Origin of the sequence: Streptomyces profundus, assembly GCF_020740535.1 — a bacterium.
Taxonomy (GTDB): Bacteria; Actinomycetota; Actinomycetes; order Streptomycetales; family Streptomycetaceae; genus Streptomyces; species Streptomyces profundus.
Map to the genome: position 1 here is coordinate 7,493,908 of NZ_CP082362.1, position 18,736 is coordinate 7,512,643.

General features: G+C 71.1%; 12 protein-coding genes. 5 read left to right on the top strand and 7 right to left on the bottom strand.

What is annotated here, in order from left to right; translation table 11 throughout:
* Positions 1 to 46: 46 nt before the first annotated feature.
* The 5 genes from K4G22_RS30880 to K4G22_RS30900 form a co-directional block, all read right to left on the bottom strand.
* Positions 47 to 1,321, bottom strand: a complete 1,275-nt coding sequence (locus K4G22_RS30880; protein WP_228084280.1) for an NAD(P)/FAD-dependent oxidoreductase — start codon at positions 1,319 to 1,321, stop codon at positions 47 to 49.
* 135 nt (positions 1,322 to 1,456) lie between these two features.
* Positions 1,457 to 2,416, bottom strand: coding sequence for an MBL fold metallo-hydrolase (locus tag K4G22_RS30885; protein ID WP_228084281.1), 960 nt, complete (start codon positions 2,414 to 2,416; stop codon positions 1,457 to 1,459).
* A 172-nt stretch (positions 2,417 to 2,588) separates the two neighbouring features.
* Complete coding sequence (locus K4G22_RS30890; RefSeq protein WP_228083776.1) at positions 2,589 to 3,215, bottom strand: TetR/AcrR family transcriptional regulator; 627 nt, start codon at positions 3,213 to 3,215, stop codon at positions 2,589 to 2,591.
* A gap of 57 nt (positions 3,216 to 3,272) precedes the next feature.
* Positions 3,273 to 4,847, bottom strand: a complete 1,575-nt coding sequence (locus tag K4G22_RS30895) for an MFS transporter (protein ID WP_228083777.1) — start codon at positions 4,845 to 4,847, stop codon at positions 3,273 to 3,275.
* Between the two features lie 96 nt (positions 4,848 to 4,943).
* Positions 4,944 to 6,944 carry an AfsR/SARP family transcriptional regulator gene (locus tag K4G22_RS30900; RefSeq protein ID WP_228083778.1) on the bottom strand — a complete coding sequence of 667 codons (2,001 nt, stop codon included), beginning with the start codon at positions 6,942 to 6,944 and terminating at the stop codon, positions 4,944 to 4,946.
* Positions 6,945 to 8,855: 1,911 nt separating this feature from the next.
* On the opposite strand from K4G22_RS30900, the gene K4G22_RS30905 reads away from it, so the two are divergent.
* From K4G22_RS30905 to K4G22_RS30920, 4 genes are all read left to right on the top strand, one after another.
* On the top strand, positions 8,856 to 9,374 hold the full coding sequence (locus K4G22_RS30905) for a hypothetical protein (RefSeq protein ID WP_228083779.1): 519 nt from the start codon (positions 8,856 to 8,858) through the stop codon (positions 9,372 to 9,374).
* A 97-nt stretch (positions 9,375 to 9,471) separates the two neighbouring features.
* On the top strand, positions 9,472 to 10,314 hold the full coding sequence (locus K4G22_RS30910) for a DUF4097 family beta strand repeat-containing protein (RefSeq protein ID WP_228083780.1): 843 nt from the start codon (positions 9,472 to 9,474) through the stop codon (positions 10,312 to 10,314).
* A gap of 69 nt (positions 10,315 to 10,383) precedes the next feature.
* Complete coding sequence (locus tag K4G22_RS30915; RefSeq protein WP_228083781.1) at positions 10,384 to 11,391, top strand: ATP-binding cassette domain-containing protein; 1,008 nt, start codon at positions 10,384 to 10,386, stop codon at positions 11,389 to 11,391.
* Entirely contained in the window at positions 11,388 to 12,179 is a 792-nt protein-coding gene (locus K4G22_RS30920) for an ABC transporter permease (protein WP_228083782.1), read from the top strand. The genes K4G22_RS30915 and K4G22_RS30920 overlap by 4 nt, the downstream gene beginning before the upstream one ends.
* Positions 12,180 to 12,312: 133 nt before the next feature.
* On the opposite strand, the gene K4G22_RS30925 is transcribed toward K4G22_RS30920, so the two are convergent.
* Complete coding sequence (locus K4G22_RS30925; RefSeq protein WP_228083783.1) at positions 12,313 to 14,769, bottom strand: PEP/pyruvate-binding domain-containing protein; 2,457 nt, start codon at positions 14,767 to 14,769, stop codon at positions 12,313 to 12,315.
* Between the two features lie 73 nt (positions 14,770 to 14,842).
* On the opposite strand from K4G22_RS30925, the gene K4G22_RS30930 reads away from it, so the two are divergent.
* Entirely contained in the window at positions 14,843 to 15,427 is a 585-nt protein-coding gene (locus K4G22_RS30930; RefSeq protein WP_228083784.1) for a TetR/AcrR family transcriptional regulator, read from the top strand.
* 379 nt (positions 15,428 to 15,806) lie between these two features.
* Here K4G22_RS30930 and K4G22_RS30935 read toward each other — a convergent pair whose 3' ends face one another.
* On the bottom strand, positions 15,807 to 18,581 hold the full coding sequence (locus K4G22_RS30935) for an ATP-binding protein (protein ID WP_228083785.1): 2,775 nt from the start codon (positions 18,579 to 18,581) through the stop codon (positions 15,807 to 15,809).
* Positions 18,582 to 18,736: the final 155 nt, after the last annotated feature.

The following is an 18,736-nucleotide window of genomic DNA, read 5'->3' on the forward strand; positions in this document are numbered from 1 at the left end:
GCCCTGTGGCAGGCGCCGCAGGAGTGCGGCGCTGCCACAGGGAGTTTCAGGAGTCGATTTCCTCCGGCTTCGAAACATCCGCGATGAGGTCGTCCAGGTCAATGTGAAACATGGGGTGATTTCCGCTGAGGCCGGAGATGAGGGTGACGAAGTCATCGGCCGGCTTGCGCTCGTGCTCAGGGTCGATCATTTCCTGGGCGAGGCTGTGGTAGAACTCCTTGTACTTCGTTCGGTCGTAGAACCGCTCGACGAACTCACGGATCTCGTCGAAGAATCCGGAATAGGCCTGGGCGTAGCGGTCGAGCGCCTTCGCCTCGATCTCCGGGTGCTTGATGACCTGGTCGACGATGCTGGCGAGCGTGCTGCCGGCCATGCAGGCCAGCGCCACGCCGGTGGAGAACAGCGGGTCGACGAAGGCGGCGGAGTCCCCGACCAGCACCCAGCCGTCGCCGTGGAACCGGTCCGAGTGGTACGACCAGTCGCGGGCCGTGCGGAAGCCGGCGGACTGCCGGGCGTCGCGCAGCATGTGCTTGAGCTTCGTGGTGCGCTCGCGCTCGCTGTGGAAGAGCTGCTCCAACGACTGGTCCGACCCGCCCGCCGCGGCCGACCGGGTCACGTAGCCGACGCTGATGGTGCCCTTGTCGATCGGGATCGCCCAGAACCAGCCGTCGTCCAGGCCCTCGATCAGGATGTTGGTGTACTCGTCGCCCTCAAGGCGCTCGCAGTTGTCGTAGTAGGTCCAGACCGCGACGTTGCGGAGCTCCTCGTGCCACTTGACGTCGGTGTAGCGGCGGCTGAGCACCCGGGCCTGGCCCGAGGCGTCGATGACCAGGCCGGCCCGCACCTCGCGCATCCCGTCCAGGCCGCGCAGGGCGTAACGGATACCGACGGTGCGGCCGTTCTCCTCGATGGGCTCCTTGACCGTGGCGTCCTCGATGATGTGGGCGCCGAGCTCGCGGGCGCGGTCGAGGATCAGCGCGTCCAGGTCGGCGCGACGGGTGTGGAAGGCGTAGGGGTACTTGCCCTTCAGGAAGGCGAACTTCCACGGCACCTGGTTGTTTCCCCAGACGAGGCTCCCACCGTACTTCCGCTCGAACCCACGCTGGTCCATGCGTTCGGTGAGACCGAGTTCGTCCATCGGACGCATGAATGCCGGAATGAGAGACTCGCCGACGTGGTAACGCGGAAAACGCTCCCGGTCGAGTACGAGCACACGGTGACCGCGTTGCGCGAGGAGGCCGGCCGTGGTGGCTCCGGCCGGTCCTCCTCCGATTATCACGACGTCATAGTCGGCGGAAATACCGTAAAGACTGGACGACATACGTTGACCTTCCTCTGGCCGGTGCAGAAGCCGGGCGGGAATCCGTTTTTCCGGACCGCTGTATTTCGCCTCGTCAGTCTGCATGAGCCTTCTGTAGAAGGTCTTCATCTCATCTGGACTCGCCCTGGTCGCCTTCTATGCGCCGGCGGGCAGCACGGCGGACGCGCCGATGGCCAGGTCCCAAAGGTCCTCCCTGGGCCGCCCGGTGGTGGCCCAGGCGTCCCGGACCCGGTGCAGGGGTTCCAGCGGAGCCTCGGCGGACAACAGGAAGGTCGCCCAGTGCATGGGGGCCATGATCCTGGCCCCCAGGTCCTCGCACGCCCGCACGGCCTCCTCGGGGGAGGTGTGGACGGGGGCGAGCATCCAGCGCGGCTCGTAGGCGCCGATGGGAAGGATCGTCAGGTCGATACCCGGGTAGCGGGTGCCGATCTCGCCGAACCAGTGGCCGTACCCGGTGTCGCCGGCGAAGTGGACGCGGCGGCCGTCGGGCGCGGTCAGTATCCACCCGCCCCACAGGGTGCGGCAGGTGTCGGTCAGCCCGCGCCGGCTCCAGTGGTGGGAAGGCACGAAGTCGCAGCGGACCCGGCCGGCGGGTCCTGGCAGTTCCACGGCCTCCCACCAGTCGAGTTCGGTGACGTCCGTGAAGCCGCGGCGGCGGCTCCAGGCGCCGAGGCCGGCCGGAACGAGCAGCGGGGTGTCCCGGGGCAGTCGGCGCAGGGTGTCGCTGTCCAGGTGGTCGTAGTGGTTGTGGCTGATGACGACGGCGTCGATGTGGGGAAGGTCCTCCCACGGGACGCCGACCGGGGTGATCCGCTCGGGGGTGCCCACGATCCGCTGGGACCAGACCGGATCGGTGAGGACGGTCAGGCCCCCGATCCGGAGGACGCAGCTGGCGTGCCCGGCCCAGGTGAGAGCGAGGTCGGCGGGGCCGACCTCGGGCACCGGCCCCGGGGCCACGGGCAGATCGGGAATCTGGGCGAGGGCCTTCGCCGGCGGTCGCAGGCGCTGCCCGCGCAGGGCGAGCCGGACGAAGTCCGTCACCCCCGGCAGCGGGGAGGTGAGCCGGTCCGCGAAGGAGGCCGGCCAGTCGCGGATCTCGCCGGTCCGGCGCGGCGCGGACGGCGGCGGGTGGGCGGGCGGGCGCGGTCAAGGGGAGTCTCCGTTCGTCACGTCACGTCGTGGTACGGCGACCGGCCCCCGCCCCGGACGCGGCGACGTGGCTGCGAGGAGGGGCGAGGGCCGGTGGCGGCGGAGGGCGACGGGATGGTCAGGCGCTTTCGGCTCCCCGGACGAGGGCGCCGCCGAGTACCGCGTCGATCATGTCCTGGATCTGGTCGTCGGCCAACGGACGGCCGTGCCCGAGGAAGAGACGGAGGATCACCACTCCACCGAGCATGTCCACGATGCTGATCAGATTGACGTCCTGCCGGACGAGCCCTTCCTGGACGCCCCGGGTCAGCACGGCCTCGACCGCGTCGCGCCAGGGGCACACCCAGGTGTCCATATGACTGGACGGGAAGTTCGGGTTGCTGACGGCCTGTGCGGCGAGGTGCGGCAGGAGCCGGCCCTCGGGCGCGTTCAGCAGGCCGTCCCTGAGCCAGCAGGTGAGGGCGAACAGGTCCTCGTGCAGGTCGCCCGTGACCTTGACGTCGAAGTCCGCCATCAGCGTGTCCAGCGCGCTGATGATCATCTCCTCCTTCGACCGCCACCGCCGGTAGACGGTGGCGCGGCCCACTCCGGCCCGCTGGGCAACCTGGTCCATGGTCAGCCCCTGGAATCCGGACTCGCCCAGCAGCGTCACCGTGGCCTGGAGGATCGCGGTGTCCGCGTGGCGGTTGCGAGGCCGACCCATGGAGCGGGGCGTGGTTGGTTGGCCTTCACGCGTCTCGTACATGCGTCCGTCAACCTCTCGGTATGCCTACCGTGGTAGACCAACTACGTTCCGAGCCTCTCATGCTACGCGCTCCCCGCTGGGAGCGGAGGAGCCGGCGGAGACGGCCTTCACCGGGATGGGACCGTGACCGGTGAGGCGGGCGGGCATCCAGGCGAAGACCACCGCGGCCAGGACGAACAGCACCACGGCGCCGCCGACCAGGGCCACGTCCATGCTGTCCACATACGCCTGGCGGGCGGCCTCGGCCAGCGCCTCGCCCCCCGGGCCGATCAGGTCCGCGACCTGGAGCGCCGCGCCTACCGTGTCCGTGGCCGCGTCGGCGGCCTCCTCGGGCAGACCCTCGGTCGCCGGCTCCATGCGGTTCTGGTAGGCCGTGCCCAGGACGCTGCCGAGCACCGCCACCCCGATGACACCGCCAACCTGCCGGAAGGCACTGGTGGCGCCCGATGCCTCGCCCGACTTGTCGTCGGGGACGGTGGACAGGGCGGTGTGCATGGCGATGGCCAGGGTGAGGCCGATGCCGACGCCGAGCAGCAGCTGACAGGCGGCCACGGCGGTCTCGCTGGAGTTGACACCGGTGGTGGAGAAGATCAGCAGCCCGCTGGCCATGAACAGGAGACCGGCCGTCACCGGACCGCGTGGGCCGACCCGTGGGGCGAGCCGCTCCGCGGCGCCGGCGCCGACAATGACGGCGAGCACCACCGGGAGCATCCGCACACCGGTCCCCAGCGAGGAGTTGCCGAGCACGGCCTGGAGGTAGGGACTGAGCATGAACAGGAAGCCGGCCATCGCGAAGTGGACGAGCAGGAGGGCGACGATGGAGGCGCCGAAGGGGCGGTTGCCGAAGTTCCGCACGTCCAACAGCGGGTGTGCGGTGCTCCGTTCGCGCAACACGAAGAGGAGGAGCAGGGCGGCGCCGGCCGCGACGCCGCCCAGGGTCTCGACGCTCACCCAGCCCTCCTCCGGCGCGCGGGTCAGGGCGTAGGTGAGCGCGCCGAGCCCGACGACCGAGAGAACCGCTCCCTGCCAGTCGAAGCTGTGCTCGCGCACCCCGCGGTGCTCGGGGAACAGCAGGAAGCCGGCGACCATGGCCGCGGCCAGGATCGGGATGTTGATCAGGAACACCGAACCCCACCAGAAGTGCTCCAGCAGCCAGCCACCGGCCAGCGGTCCGATCGGCAGGCCGAGAGCGACGCCGGCAGACCAGATGGCCAACGCTCGGGCCCGCTCGCGCGGGGCGAACAGCACCGGCAGCATGGCTAGTGACACCGGAGTGACGATGGCCGCGCCCAGGCCCATCAGCGCCCGGCCGACGATGAGTTCGCCCGAACTGCCGGCCACCATCGCATAGGCCGACGCGAGGCCGAAGACCGCCAGACCGACCAGCAGGAGCCGCTTGCGGCCGATGCGGTCGGCGAGGACGCCGAACGGCAGCATCAGACTCGCGAACACCAGCAGGTACGCGTTGTGAAACCACTGGAGATCGGAGTTGGAGGCCCCCAGCGCGTCGACGAGCTCGGGCATCGCGACGTAGAGGATGGTCGCGTCCAGGCCGTTGACCAACACACACATGACCAGAACAGCAAGCGCCCACCAGCGCTTCGGGCTGCTCCAGACCGCGGATTCGGACATGGGTACCCTTTCCAGAGTTTCGATACGAGACTGTCCCGTATCAAAACATGGCCGCACCGGCCCCGCACCCCCTAGAACCGCGGTAGGGGGCGGATTTCAGCCGCTTGGGTGACCCTCGGGAACGGACTTGACGCGTGGGAAGAAGGCCGCCCGGTCACCCCCGGCACGACCCGGAGTGCTACGGACCGCCAGCCGGCGCCCGGGACGTGACAGGCCCTCCTCCAACTCCGCCATCTCCTCGGCGTACGCTCTGATCAGCTTGCTGAACTGGTAGCCGCCGGAGCCGGTCCGCTCCAACAGCCCCAGATCCGCCAACAGCTCCAGAGCGCCCCTCACCTCGGAATCCACGGCCTGAGCGCCGCCCGGTTCCGGCACGTCGAACCCCTCCAGGCCCATGGCGGCCAGCAGCCGGAACAGCCGGGCCGCCTTCTCCGGCAGACTGCGGTAGCTCGCCCCGAGCGCCGCGCGCACGCTCATCCCCTCGTCCCCCTGGACGGTCAGCAGGTCGAGCCGGGTCACCGGATCCTCGTACAGCGCGGCCAGCCGCTCCGGGGAGGCGTAGGGGTCCATCAGCAGCGAGGCCGCCGTGATCCGGATGCCCAGGGGGAGGTACCCGCACAGCTCGACGAGCCGGTGGATGGCCTCGCTGCTTCCCCGCGTGGCCGCCCCGTCCAACAGGCGGATGAGCAGCCCTGACGCGGTCTCCGAGTCCAGCGGTTTGAGGCTGATGCGGTGCGCGCCGTAGCGTGCGACCAGCCCGCGCTGCGGCCGACGTCCGGTGACGATCACACAGGCAGGACCCTGCGGGATCAGGATCCGGGTCTGGTTCACGTCGAGGGCGTCGTCCAACAGGACCAGCATCCGCTTGCCGTGCAGCAGGCTCCGGTAGAGCATCACCCGCCCGTCCAGATCGGCCGGCACGGAGCCGGCCGTGACGCCCAGGCCCTGGAGCAGCCTGGCCAGCACCTCGAAAGGGGTCGGCGGGTGGCCGCTGGTCCCCCTGAGGTCGGCGTACAGGTGGCCGTCGGGAAACCGGTCCAGGGACTCGTGTGCCAACTCCAGGGCCAGCGCGCTCTTGCCCACGCCTGGAGGGCCGTCGATGGCGACGATGGGGGTGGCGCGCCCGCGCTCGGGGTCCTCCTCGGTCAGCATCTGCCGCACCGAGCTGAGCTCTTCCTCGCGTCCCACGAACACGCGGGACCGCGAGGGAAGTTGACTCGGATACGGGACGGCTCCAGTCGGTGGGGAACCGGCCGCCGCCGGCTCCGGCCGGGGCGCGGCCACGGCCGCCCGGGGGACGGGAGCACGCTCCTGCTGTCCCTGCCCGACGGCTCCGGACAGGATCCGCTGGTGCAGGCTTCGCAGTTCGGCGCCCGGCTCGATGCCCAGCTCCTCCCTGAGCACGGCGCGGGCGTCGTTGTACGCCTGTAGGGCGTGCGCCTGCCGGCCGCAGTGCGAGAGTGCGAGCATCAACAGGCAGCGCAGCTTCTCCCGGAGCGGCTCCTGGGAGATGGCCTCGGTGGTCACCACGATGGCTTCCTCATAGCGGCCCGCGGTGATCATTCCGGCGATCCAGTCCTCGACGGCGGAGAACCGCATCTCGCGCAGCCGGCCCCGCTCCAGTGCCGCGAACGGGCCGGGGACACCGGCGAGCGCCTCCCCCCGCCACAGGCCGAGGGCCTTCCCCAGGTTGTCGAAGGCGGCCTCCACCTGCCTGTCGGCCGCCATCCGCCTGGCCTGGTTGCAGCGTCGGACGAACTGCGCCGCGTCCACCGACTCCAGGGGAAGGCACAACTCGTACCCGCCGGCGGTGGACAGCAGCAGCCGGCCGGACTCCCGGCCGCGTCGTCCGGGGTCGAGCACCCGCCGCAGGCCCGCGACATAGGTGTGCACTCCGTTGAGTGCCGTGTTGGGTGCCTCCGGCCCCCACAGCCCGTCGACGATCTGCTCCCTGCTCACCACGTTCCCCGGTTGGGTGGCGAGCAGTGCGAAGAGAGCTCTCTGCTTGGGTGGTCCGATGGCCAGTTCCTCATCCCCCCTCCAAACCCGGAGCGGTCCAAGCAGTTGCACGGTCAACGCGTTCGGTGCCACTGACATGCGAATCCCCCACCGTTTATGGACACCTGGGTGCCCACACCGTCACGTGTCGGTCGCGGTCTTCAAGAAATGACCGTTTGTCTCCAGAGTCATGCTGAGTGCGGGCCGGCCGCAGCCGCGGCCGGGGTCGGGTGCCGCGATCGGAGTCGCGGTCCGGCGAACGGGTCGGACGGTTCTCTCCACACACGCCTACCGGGAATGTTCCTCCTTTTCGCGGTGCATTGAGCGACGACGCTGATCGCCGGTGTCCCGGAACACGACAAAATGCCGGAGTGATGAGTGTATGCAGCCATTTTGGGTGCCGGAGAGCGAGTCGGCAAACTCAGAACCAAAGTGGCGCCGCTCCGAATCACGGAATACGTGGGGCCTGGCCGCCCGCCGTGATTGCGGAGTTCCCGAACAGCGAATTCTCTGGATTTCCTCCGAGCGATACTACTCATTGCGCGGGGTTACTGGAACGTCCCCGCGTAAGATGTCCAAAAACCATGCATCTCATGACCCGCCTCTTCCGGACTCCCGCCCGATGGCAAGCCATTACCGTCATGCGGTCGATCCTCGTTCACCAGTACGGTTGCGGCCACGCCCAGAACGGCCGGGGGTGAGCGCCGGCGAACGGTGCCCCGCGAGGAGATGGCGCGATCACCCCGTTCGGGCCAACCGCTACGGAACGTGGCCGTGTATTCGGCTTGGCCGGGGCGTGGCTGGCCGGGCCTGGGGTGGCCGCTCAGCCCTCAGTGCCCTCCGGCGGGTGGTGCGTTCCGGGGGAGTGGGTCGGCCGAGGCGGTGAGGAATGAGCGGCGGTCGGTTTCCCGCCCCCGCCGGAAGGCGCCTGTTCGGCTGCCGCTGTTTCGTGGTGCGGGCCGGAACGGATGGTTGAGAGCGTTGCCGGGGGCGGGCGTCGACGCCCCGACAACGGTGGGCGGGCCACTGTGGACGGCCGCCCGTGCGGGCAGCGGATTGTGAACCCCGGGTAAACAGGGATCGGCTGCTCGGCCGGCCTCGACGCGAGGGGTGTGGGCGGGTACGACCGCTGCGGATGCTGTCGGAAGGTGGCCGCCGGGGAGAGGCGCGTTGCCTTCTCCTCGGTGTTGCCGCGTGCGGATCCCAGAGGCGTCTTTCCGTCGAGGCGCGAGGGGCGTGCCTCGCTCGCTCGGGGTGGTGGGCGAAGAGCTGTGGCGCCCTTTCTCGAATGCGGCACAGGCGCATTCCGCGCTGTCGGTCTGCTTGTCGGCGCCACGTGAACCCGCTTCCCTCTCCGGACCGGACAACCCGTTCGCCACGGATCCGGGGCGAACGGCACCCCGGCCGCGCCTTCACTATCGCATTGTCCGTGACGGAGGAGTACCTCGGTGCCTGGCTGCCATCCCGTATCCGTCGGAACACACGGGGCCGCTGATGTCAGGGCCCGAGGCGCCTTGAGAGGCCGGCGGCCATAAGGCAGTCGCCGAATACGCCGTCGATGATCGAGGCGGTGCTGTCAGGGCGCCCGGGCGGAGTTGTCGGGTCGCCACTCGGCAGGCGAGGCCGTCCCGGCCGTGTTTCCCGCCAGGCCGCCGGAAGTCGCCGCGCCGTTCGGGAGCGGCCGTGCGGTCAGAGGTCGAACGCGTCGATGGTGTCGGCGGCGAGACGGGATGGTGGGCCACGGGCGATCATTCCGTCGGGGCCCACCGTGGCGCGGCGCCCGGGCGCCACGATCTGCGGCACACCGGGCCGACAACGGACGGCCGAGCGGTACCCGGGGCATACGTGCTCTCCTGCGTTCTCGCGCGGGTAGGCCAGGTGTGGCGCCATAGTGGTGCCAACCAGAATTTCCACCAAAGCCCAGTTCAGAGACGTGTGACTGCTCGAGTGACTCGCGGGAGGTGCCGCAAGGGGTTGCGTGTGGTGCCACGATAGCGCCATGATGGTGCAATGGATCTCACTCCGTATGTCGACACCCTCCGTCGCGAACTCGCGGTGGCCGCCGAGGCCGGCGGGGACGATGCCCGCGAGCTGGCCGCGCGGCTCACCGCCCCCCTGGAGTCGGCGACCCGGCTGGCGATGCTCCATGTGCTCTCGGCCGCGATGGACGAGATCACCCGCGAACTCGCGCCCGGCTCGGTCGATGTCCGGCTGCGCGGGCTGGACCCGGACTTCGTGGTGACGCCGCCGCCCGTCGACACCGCCTCCCCCGTGGAGCCGGCCGCGCCCGCCGAACCCTTCAAGAACGCGGCGCCGGCCGACGGCGACGAAGCCGCCACCGCCCGCGTCAACCTCCGTCTGCCGGCCCACCTCAAGGCGCGGGCCGAGGAGGCCGCCGGGCGCGATGGCCTGTCGGTCAACGCCTGGCTGGTGCGGGCCGTGTCGGCGGCGGTCGACGGCGGCACCGGGGCGCGCACGACGGAGAAGGCCCGGGCCGTCACGCAGAGCTTCACGGGCTGGGTGCGCTAGCCCCCGCCCACCTGACCCGCAGACCCACCCCACCGTTTCACCCACCCCACGTCCCACCAGCGGGGACGTCCCGAAGAGCCATGAGGACGGGACAGCCATGCCTTCTTTCGACACCCCCGAACCGATCGCGACCGTGGCGCATGTGGAGGCCGGTTCGATCCAGTTCACCGCGGACGACCGCGTCGACACCCGCGTCGAGGTGCGGCCCCGCGACCCCAGAAGGGACCAGGACGTCCGGGCGGCCGACCAGACCGAGGTCACCTACGCCGGCGGGGTGCTGACCATCAGGACGCCCAAGGCGAACTTCATCGGGCGCACCGGCACGGTGGACGTCACGGTGGAACTGCCCACGGGCTCGCAGGTCGAGATGACCGGGGCCTGGGCCCAGGTGCTCGGCGAGGGGCGGCTCGGCGAGGTCCGGCTGAAGACCTCGTCCGGTGATGTCCGTCTCGACGCCGCCGGGCCGGTGCGCCTCACCGCATCGCACGGCTCGATCACCGTGGACCGGGTCGAGGGCATGGCCGAGATCAGCACCAACACGGGGAACCTGCGTATCGGCCTGGTGGACGGCCCCGCCGTCCTGAAGAACTCGCACGGCACCACGACCGTCGGCACCGTGACCGGCGAACTGCGGGTGAGGGGTGCCAACGGTGGCATCGATGTCGCGCACGCCGGCGCGTCGGTCGCCGGCACCACCACCAACGGTCACCTTCGGGTCGCCGATGTCGCGCGCGGCGCCGTCCGGTTGGAGACCTCCAACGGCTCCATCGAGATCGGCATCCGCGAGGGCACCGCCGCCTGGCTCGACGTCAGCTCCAAGCGCGGCCAGGTCCGCAACACGCTCGCCACGGCCGAGGCCCCGGATCGGACGGAGGAGACGGTCGAGGTCCGCGCACGGACCAACTGGGGCAACATCGACGTCCGCCGCGCCCGGGTCTGAGCACCGGTTCACGCCAACTCCGCCGCCTCCCACGTCACTTCGGCCTTCAACCTTCGATCGGAAGGGCCCATGCCCTCATCTGTCATGCCCACATCCAGCCAAACCTCCGTCGCCGCCGACCCGCCTCTCGCCGTCCTGGCCGACGGCCTGCGCAAGTCGTACGGCGACAAGCTCGTCCTCGACGGGATCGATCTGCGGCTCCCGGCCGGTTCCGTGTTCGCCTTGCTCGGCCCGAACGGCGCCGGCAAGACCACCGTCGTGAAGATCCTCTCCACCCTCATCTCCCCCGATGGCGGGCAGGCCCGGGTGGCCGGCCACGACCTCGCCACCGCCCCGGGCGCGGTGCGCGCCACCATCGGCGTCACCGGACAGTTCTCCGCCGTCGACGGGCTGCTCACCGGCGAGGAGAACATGCTCCTCATGGCCGACCTGCACCACCTCACCCCGCGCGAGGGGCGACGGGTCACCGCCGAACTGCTGGAGCGATTCGACCTCGTAGCGACGGCGAGGAAGCCGGCCGCCACCTACTCCGGCGGCATGAAGCGCCGCCTGGACATCGCCATGACCCTGGTCGGCGCCCCGCGCGTCATCTTCCTCGACGAGCCGACCACCGGCCTCGACCCACGCTCCCGGCACACCATGTGGGGGATCGTCCGCGAGCTGGTCGCCGGGGGCGTCACCGTCCTGCTCACCACCCAGTACCTCGAAGAGGCGGACCAACTCGCGGACCGCATCGCGGTGTTGAACAACGGCAGGATCGCCGCCGAGGGCAGCGCCGAGGAGCTCAAACGGCTCGTCCCCGGCGGCCACGTCCGCCTCCGCTTCACCGACCCGGCCGCCTACCGGTCCGCCGCGACCGCCCTGCGCGAGACGACCCCCGACGACGACGCCCTCACCCTCCAACTCCCCAGCGACGGCAGCCAACGCGAACTGCGTTCCCTTCTCGACTGGCTGGACTCGGCCGGCATCGAGGCGGACGAGCTGACTCTGCACACCCCCGACCTCGACGACGTGTTCCTCGCCCTGACCGCTGGCGACGCCCGCCTTCCCGACCAGCCCGAGGAGAGCCCCCGATGAGTTCCCTCCCACTCGCCGTGCGCGACTCGTCCACCATGCTGCGCCGCGATCTGCTGCACGCGCGGCGCTACCCGTCCATGACGCTGAACCTGCTGCTCACCCCCGTCATGCTGCTGCTGCTCTTCGTCCACATCTTCGGAGACGTGATGACCGCGGGCATCGGCGGCGGCGGCGCGGACCGCGCCGACTACATCGCCTACCTCGTTCCAGGGCTGCTCCTGATGACCGTCGGCAGCACCACGATCGGGACCGCGGTCTCCGTCTCCATCGACATGACCGAGGGCATCGTCGCCCGCTTCCGCACCATGGCGATCCACCGTGGCTCGGTGCTCATCGGGCACGTGGTCGGCAGCGTCCTCCGATCGGTCATGAGCGTGGTTCTCGTGGGCGGCGTCGCCGTGGCGATCGGCTTCCGGTCCGCGCACGCCACCGCCCTGGAGTGGCTGGCCGCGTTCGGGCTGCTCGTCCTCTTCGCTCTGGCGCTCACCTGGATCGCCGTCGGCATGGGTCTGATCAGCCCGAACGCGGAGGCCGCCAGCAACAACGCGCTGCCGCTGATCCTGCTGCCGCTGCTCTCCAGCGCCTTCATCCCGGTCGACACGATGCCGGGCTGGTTCCAGCCGATCGCCGCCTACCAGCCGTTCACCCCCGCCATCGAGACCCTGCGCGGCCTGCTCCTCGGCAGCGAGATCGGGAACGACGGCTGGCTCGCTGTCGCTTGGTGCCTGGGACTGACGGTGCTCGGCTACCTCTGGTCCACCGCGAAGTTCAACAGCGACCCGGGATGAGCGTACGGACGGCCTTCCGCGGCTCGCCTGTCCTCAGCGCGGCGCACCGCGACACCGTGTCCGCGTCCGCCGTCCGGTCGAGCCGCCTCAACCGACGGCGGCCGGTCGTCGGACCGGGACGAAGATCACCCCGCTACCGCTGAACCGGTTCCGACGCTCCCGGGACCTCCTCCAGCGTGACCGTGCCCGTCGCCCCGTCGACGGTGATCAGCTGTCCGTCGCGGATGCGCGTGGTGGCGGCGGGCACGCAGATGACGGCCGGGATGCCGTACTCGCGGGCGACCGTCGGCCCGTGGGCCATCACGGCGCCGGTCTCCGTGACCAGCCCGCCGGCCGTGAGGAACAGCGGGGTCCAGCCCGGGTCGGTCGTCGGGGCGACGAGGATCTCCCCGGGTTCGATGAACGCGTCGGATGGCTCTCGGACCACGCGGGCCCGGCCGGTGACGCGACCGGCTGCCGCGCCCATGCCGGTGAGCGTCCGCCCGTCGGACGGTGGGGCCGGCAGGAGCGTCTCCACGTCCGTACCGTCCGAGAGCAGGGCGACCGGAACGGTGCGACGGCGTCGTTCGCGCTCGTACTCCGCACGCCGGGCGGCGATGGTGTCCCGCAGGTCGGCACCGCTCTCCACTGCCGTGCGCAACTCGGGGAGGTCGAGGAACATGACGTCGTCAGGGCCTGCGAGCAGCCCCTTCGCGTGGAGCTCGGCACCGATCAGGAGCAGGCGGCGACGGCGGTCGCGCAAGGCGTAGAGCCCGACGAGCTTGCCCGCCTCGCGCAGCCCGGACAACTCCCTGGACCTGCGGAGGAAGAAGCCGGCGAGGCGTCCCCGCAGCGCGTGCCTGCTGCGGGCCCGCCGGGCGAGATCGGTGAGCATCGACTCGGCCCGCTCAGCGGCGCGCTCGAAACGACGGTCCGGGGCTTGCTCGGGGTCGGTGACGCGCAGGTAGTTGGCGAGCATGGTGAACACCGGCGTCGGGTCCTCGGCCCAGCGCGGTACGCCGACGTCGACCTCGGCTGCCGACCGGACGCCGTACCTTTCGAGGAACGCGTCAAGGCCGAAGTCCGGGAGGGTGCCCGCCAGTTGGGCCGCGCAGAGATCCGATCGCGGGGTCTGGAGCAGCATCTCGCGGTGCGGCTCCGCCCGCCGGGCCACCTCCCACAGCGCGAGGTCCATCTCGATCGTGACGTTGTGCGGCATCCCGCCGAGCACCGTGTGGATCTCGTCCTCGCCCGCGATGTCCTTGAGCAGCGGCGGCAGCGCGGCGGATACGGCGAGTCCGCTGACGACGGGCCAGATGATCGCGTCGGCGAGCGTGCTCGACTCCGCGTCCCGCTCGACCAGCTCCAGCAGCTCGGCTGCCGTGGCCGGATCGGTGACCTGCTGCCGACGGAGGCGTTCGATCTCGCCGAAGACGCGGGCGCGCGCCCGCGCCGGACGGGCCAGCGCGCCGAGGATCCCGGCGGCGGCCTTGGGGCCGGTCCTCATGGCGGCGGCACCCCGCCTACGGCGCGTCTTCCCCGGCGCGAACCGCGGATCGTCCAGAAGGTGTTCCACCGCCCTCTGCGCACGCGGCCCGAAGTCGACCGCCATCAGCTTGACGAGCCGCTGCCGCGTCGAGGGATCGCGCAGCGCGTCGGTCAGGTCGCCGTACAGCCGCCCGCCGATGTCGACGATCTCGACCGTGAGGCCGAACGCCGCGAGCATGCCAGCCAGCATCGACCTCAGTGTCGACATGCCCATGGGCGTGGCGGGCCGCAGCATTCCCTGGACATGGCCGAACTCGACGTACAGCCGTGGCCCCGGCTTGTCACTCGACGGCGGCGCGGGAAAGAGAGTGGTGATGGGGCGCGCCTGCAACAGCCACAGCGTGCCGTCGTGGTCGTAGGCCCACTCGATGTCCTGCTCCCCGCCGAGCAGTTCCTTGATCCGCGCACCGGCCGCGCGCAGTTCCCCTCGGCGGGCCGGCGTGAGGCAACCGCGCTCCCCCTCCTCCGTGCCGTCCAGCACGTAGTGGTCCGTTGCCGCCGCCCCGTCGACGACCGCCGTCCCCAGTCCCGGCGCGGCGTCGACCACGCTCGCGCCGCGCGAGCCGGTCAGCGGGTCGGCGGTGAACAGCACGCCGGCGACTTCGGCGTCGACCATGCGCTGGACGAGGACGGCCATCAGGACCGAATCGTGCGGGACGCCGTTGGCCTCGCGGTAGGCGGTCGCGCGTGCGGAGTGCAGCGAGGCCCAGCATGCCTCGATGGCCGCCAGCAGTGCCTCGCCGCCCGTGACGCCGAGGTACGTGTCCTGCTGGCCGGCGAAGCTGGCGTGCGGCAGGTCCTCGGCGGTGGCGCTGGAGCGGACCGCGACCGGTCCGCCGCCGAGGCGTTCGTACGCGGCGAGCACCTCGGCGCGCGGCACCCGCCCGTTCCCGTACGCCTCGGTCGTCACGCAGAAGCCGTCCGGCACCCGCTCGCCGAGTCGGATCAGCCCGGCGAGACCGGCGGCCTTGCCGCCCACCAGGTCGTGCTGTTCGCGGCCGATCGCCGTCAGCTCAAGCACGTCCATGCCGGCCACCTCCTTCGCGCCGACCACGTCCTCCATGACCGGCCACCCGTTTTCCAATACGACTGCAATGCATACCCGTGACAATACAGGTGCAATGTAAAGTCGCCCCATGCCGCAGAGGGTCGACCACGGAGAACGCCGCGAGCTGCTCGCCGACGCGCTGATGCGGCTTGCCGCGACACACGGTCTTGAGGGCGTGAGCCTGCGCCAGGTGGCGGCCGAGGCGGGCGTCTCGACCGGGATGGTGCAGCACTACTTCCGCACCAAGGACGAGATGATGACGTTCGCGCTGGCCATGGTCGGGAACCGGATTCGCGCCCGCTCCGAGGCGGCGGCGTCGTCGGCGACACCGCGCGAGTTCGTCCGCGGCGTCCTGCTCCAGATCCTGCCGCTCGACGACACCCGACGACTTGAGGGCCACGTCGGGCTCGCGTTCCTCGCGTACGCCGCGGTGAAGCCGGCGATCCGGGAAGGGATGCGCGAGGACGCCGAAGGGATGCGCGGGTTCATCGCGCGGCAGCTGCGCGCGGCCGGAGCTGACGGCATCGATCCCGAACTCGCGGCGATCGGCCTGATGGCGCTCGTCGACGGCCTCGGCATGCAACTGCTGTCACGGCAGTACGCGGAGAAGGACGCGGTCGCCGCGTTGGACGCCCAACTCGCCCTCATCTTCGGCGAGCCCGGGGCGCGCTGACCGAGGCCGCCCGCCCGGCGTGCCCCCGAGCGCCGCCGCCGTCCGAGCCGGCTTCCCCCTCCTTTGCGCACGAGTCCTCCTCGCGTGACGGAGAGCCACCGCCGCACGGAAGTCGAGCCAGAACCTGTGCCGCGACAGCACTGAGCCATGAGGTTCGACGTCAGTTGGTCCTGCGCTGTCGCGCGCGTGGGGCAGGGCCAGTCGTAAGGTCCTGAGGCCCGGCCGGAGTCACCGACGTGGGGGCGAGATCCGGGGCCTTGGCCAGGGAGTTCGACCGGTTGGTCGCGTCGGCGCTCCACGCGGAGTCATCCCCTCCGTGGGGCCGCGTGGGTCGCGCGACGCCGGCACCGCCCCGTGCACGGGCCTCGCGGAACAGGGATCAGTTGGGCAGTTCTCGCGCGGCACGGGCCCGCGCCGCGTGCACCAGCGCCTTGTCCGCGCGGACGGGGTCGCCGAGTTCACGGAAGAGCACGGCCGCGGCGGTGAGGTGGCCGGCGGCCTCGGTGAAGCGGCCGAGCTCGGACAGCGTGCGTCCGAGATTGGTCAGCACGATGCCCTCGCTGTGGCGGTCGCCGAGCTCGCGGCAGATGGCCAGCTCCTGGGCGCCGACGTTGACGGCGTCGGCCAGTTCGCCCGTTGCGACGAGGGCGCCGCCGAGGTTGCTCAGCGACAGGCCCTCACGAGTGCGGTCGCCCGTCTCCCCGAAGAGGGCGGCAGCGGTGGTGAGGTGGTCGACGGCCTCGGTGCATCTCCCCTCCTGGTTCCGGAGCAGGCCGAGGCTGCCAAGAGCCATGGCCTCGCCGTGGCGGTCGCCGGTCTCCTGGCAGACGGTGATCGCGTCGGTGAGCGTCTCGGCGGCCTCCACCGCCCGGCCTGACGCGATCAGGGTGGCGCCGAGGTTGTACAGCGTCGTGCCCTCGGTGTGCCGGTCGCCAGCGTCCCGGCAGGCGGCGATCGCGTCGTGGTACGTCGTGATGGCCTCGTTCAGTTGGCCCAACTTGCGCAGGGCGCGCCCCAGGTTGCTCAGTGTCGCGCCTTCGCTGCGGTGGTCGCCCATCCTGCGGAAGAGGGCCGCGAGCTCGGTGAGGGTCCCGACGGCGCGCTCCGGCTTGCGTGCGTCCACCATGAGAGCCGCCATGTTCCCCATCACCTGTGCCTCGCTGTAGTAGTCGTCCGCCACGCGGAAGAGGGCGCGTGCGCGTTGGAAGGTCTCGGCCGCCTCGGGGAATCGCTCCAGACGTGTCAGGGCGCCGCCCAGGTTGGCCAACGTCATGGCCTCGTTGTGCCGGTCGCCGGTATGCCGGTACATGTCGACGAGCTCCGTGAAGATGTCGACGGACCGTTCGAAGTCGCGAACGTGGATCAGGGCTGTCCCGAGAGTGTTCAGGGCGCGGCCCTCGCCCAGGCGGTCGCCGGCCTCGCGGGAGACGGTGGCGGCGGCGGTGCTGAGGCGGATGGAGTCGGCGAAGTGGCCGGCGTGGGTGAAGTACATGGTGAGAGCCTGAGCGAGGCCAGTGGCCGCGGCGTGGTGCCCGGGGGCGGCCAGGGCGGCCGAGACAAGGTTGCCGCGCTCGGCCTCCAGCCACGCCAGCGCTTGGCCGCGGTCCGCGAAGGTTCCGGAAGCGGGTGGCGGCGTGGGCCACAGGTGGGAGTCGGCGTCCTGGGCGGTGGTGAGGTAGTGGTGGAGGAGGCGCGACACCGCCGCCGCTCGGCCGTCGCGTACCGCCTCTCTCTGGCCGAGGTCGTCGGCGAAGAGACGGACGAGGTCGTGCATCGACCAGCGCTCCGGCCCTGCGGTGGCGGGCTCCAGAAGGTGGGTCCTGGCCAGGGCGGCGAGCAGACGCCGGGCCTGGGTGGCGGTCTCACCGAGCAGCGCGGTGGCCGCGGCGGTCGACACGTCCGGCCCGGGCGCCGCGGCCAGCAGGCGCAGCGCGTGCTGTTGCGGCCGGGTCAGGTGCTGGTGGGACAGCTCCAGCGACGCCCGCAAGGCCAAGGGGCGACCTTCGTCGTCCTCCCCGTCGTAGGCGAGCTGGTCCAGGCGGGTTTGGACATCCTCCAGTTCGTCCGCCTGGTCGACCAGCCGCCGGTCGGGCTCGTCCCGCAGCAGCGCCCCGATGATCCTCAGCGCCAGCGGCAGGTGCCCGCACAGCCGTGCCAGCCGCAGTGCGTCGTCGTGCTGTGCGGTGACGCGAGCGTCGTCGGTGCCGCCGGCCCGCAGCGTCTGGTCCACGAGGTCGACGGCGTCAGCCGGTTGCATCGGGGAGAGACCGACGCGGCGGGCGGGCAGCGAGGACAGGGTGTGCCGCGAGGTGACCAGGGCCCGGTGCGGTGCGGCGGGCAGCAGGGGGCCGATCTGGCCGGGCTCGCGAACGTTGTCCAGGACCACGAGGAGCGGACGGCCCCGCGCTGCCTGGGTGTTCAGGTGGAGGCGCCAGGCATCCAGCTTCTCATCGGTGCCTGGCAGGTCCTTCGCCCTCACCCCGAGAGCGCGCAGGAAACGGTCCGCGATCGCACCCGTTTCCACCTGCGGGGCGTTGCTGTGACCACGCAGGTCGGCGAAGAGGATCCCGCCGGGGAACCACCCTCGCGCCCGAGCCTGGTGAGCGGCGTGCACAGCCAGGGCCGTCTTACCGACGCCTCCCATCCCCGCCACCGCCGACACGACCACCGCAGCCGCCGCGGCGTCTCCCGGACCGCCATGGGGACCGCCGTCAGGGTCCAGCAGATCCAGGATCACGGCCAGTTCGGCGGCACGGCCGGTGAATCCCGCCGGGTCACGGGGCAGCGTCACAGGACCGGGCGGCGGGCCCGGTGACGCGGCCCGGGTGGCGGGGCGACCGCCGCGCATGGAGTCGCGCTCCGAACGGGCCGCCGCCAGGAGCTGCTGCCACCACCCCTCGCTCCGCCCTACGTATCCGCTTCCTGAGCGCGCCGCTCGCTGTTGGAGAAAGCCGACGAGGGCCATGACATACCGGTCGTGGCGCGGGTCGGGAACGGTGCGGCCGTTCAGCCAGTCGCTGAGGGTCGACACGCCGATCCTCGCTGGCGGGGTCTGCTCCTTTCCGAGGCGCACCAGGCGCTCCAGCGTCGGGCGCCCCGCGCTCTCGCGCGCCCTGGCGAGCTCTGCACCGAACCGCCGCGCGCGCTGCTCCACGCCACCCTCCCGAACTCCCCGGAAAAGACTGTGAGATGCCAGCCCACCAGGCTTGTCACGGCCGCACAAGCCTCCGGCAGCGCTCCGACACCTCGCCGGAAACTCCCCGGAGGCGCGGGACTGGTGCCGCAGCCGGGTCGCATCGGGCGACCCGC

What these genes read in the sequence shown, in the direction of transcription:
- K4G22_RS30895 (WP_228083777.1), bottom strand. Translation starts at nt 4,847, where the DNA reads ATGTCCGAATCCGCGGTCTGGAGCAGCCCGAAGCGCTGGTGGGCGCTT.
- K4G22_RS30930 (WP_228083784.1), top strand. Translation starts at nt 14,843, where the DNA reads ATGCCGCAGAGGGTCGACCACGGAGAACGCCGCGAGCTGCTCGCCGAC.
- K4G22_RS30920 (WP_228083782.1), top strand. Translation starts at nt 11,388, where the DNA reads ATGAGTTCCCTCCCACTCGCCGTGCGCGACTCGTCCACCATGCTGCGC.
- K4G22_RS30910 (WP_228083780.1), top strand. Translation starts at nt 9,472, where the DNA reads ATGCCTTCTTTCGACACCCCCGAACCGATCGCGACCGTGGCGCATGTG.
- K4G22_RS30880 (WP_228084280.1), bottom strand. Translation starts at nt 1,321, where the DNA reads ATGTCGTCCAGTCTTTACGGTATTTCCGCCGACTATGACGTCGTGATA.
- K4G22_RS30905 (WP_228083779.1), top strand. Translation starts at nt 8,856, where the DNA reads ATGGATCTCACTCCGTATGTCGACACCCTCCGTCGCGAACTCGCGGTG.
- K4G22_RS30890 (WP_228083776.1), bottom strand. Translation starts at nt 3,215, where the DNA reads ATGTACGAGACGCGTGAAGGCCAACCAACCACGCCCCGCTCCATGGGT.
- K4G22_RS30900 (WP_228083778.1), bottom strand. Translation starts at nt 6,944, where the DNA reads ATGTCAGTGGCACCGAACGCGTTGACCGTGCAACTGCTTGGACCGCTC.
- K4G22_RS30925 (WP_228083783.1), bottom strand. Translation starts at nt 14,769, where the DNA reads ATGGAGGACGTGGTCGGCGCGAAGGAGGTGGCCGGCATGGACGTGCTT.
- K4G22_RS30915 (WP_228083781.1), top strand. Translation starts at nt 10,384, where the DNA reads ATGCCCTCATCTGTCATGCCCACATCCAGCCAAACCTCCGTCGCCGCC.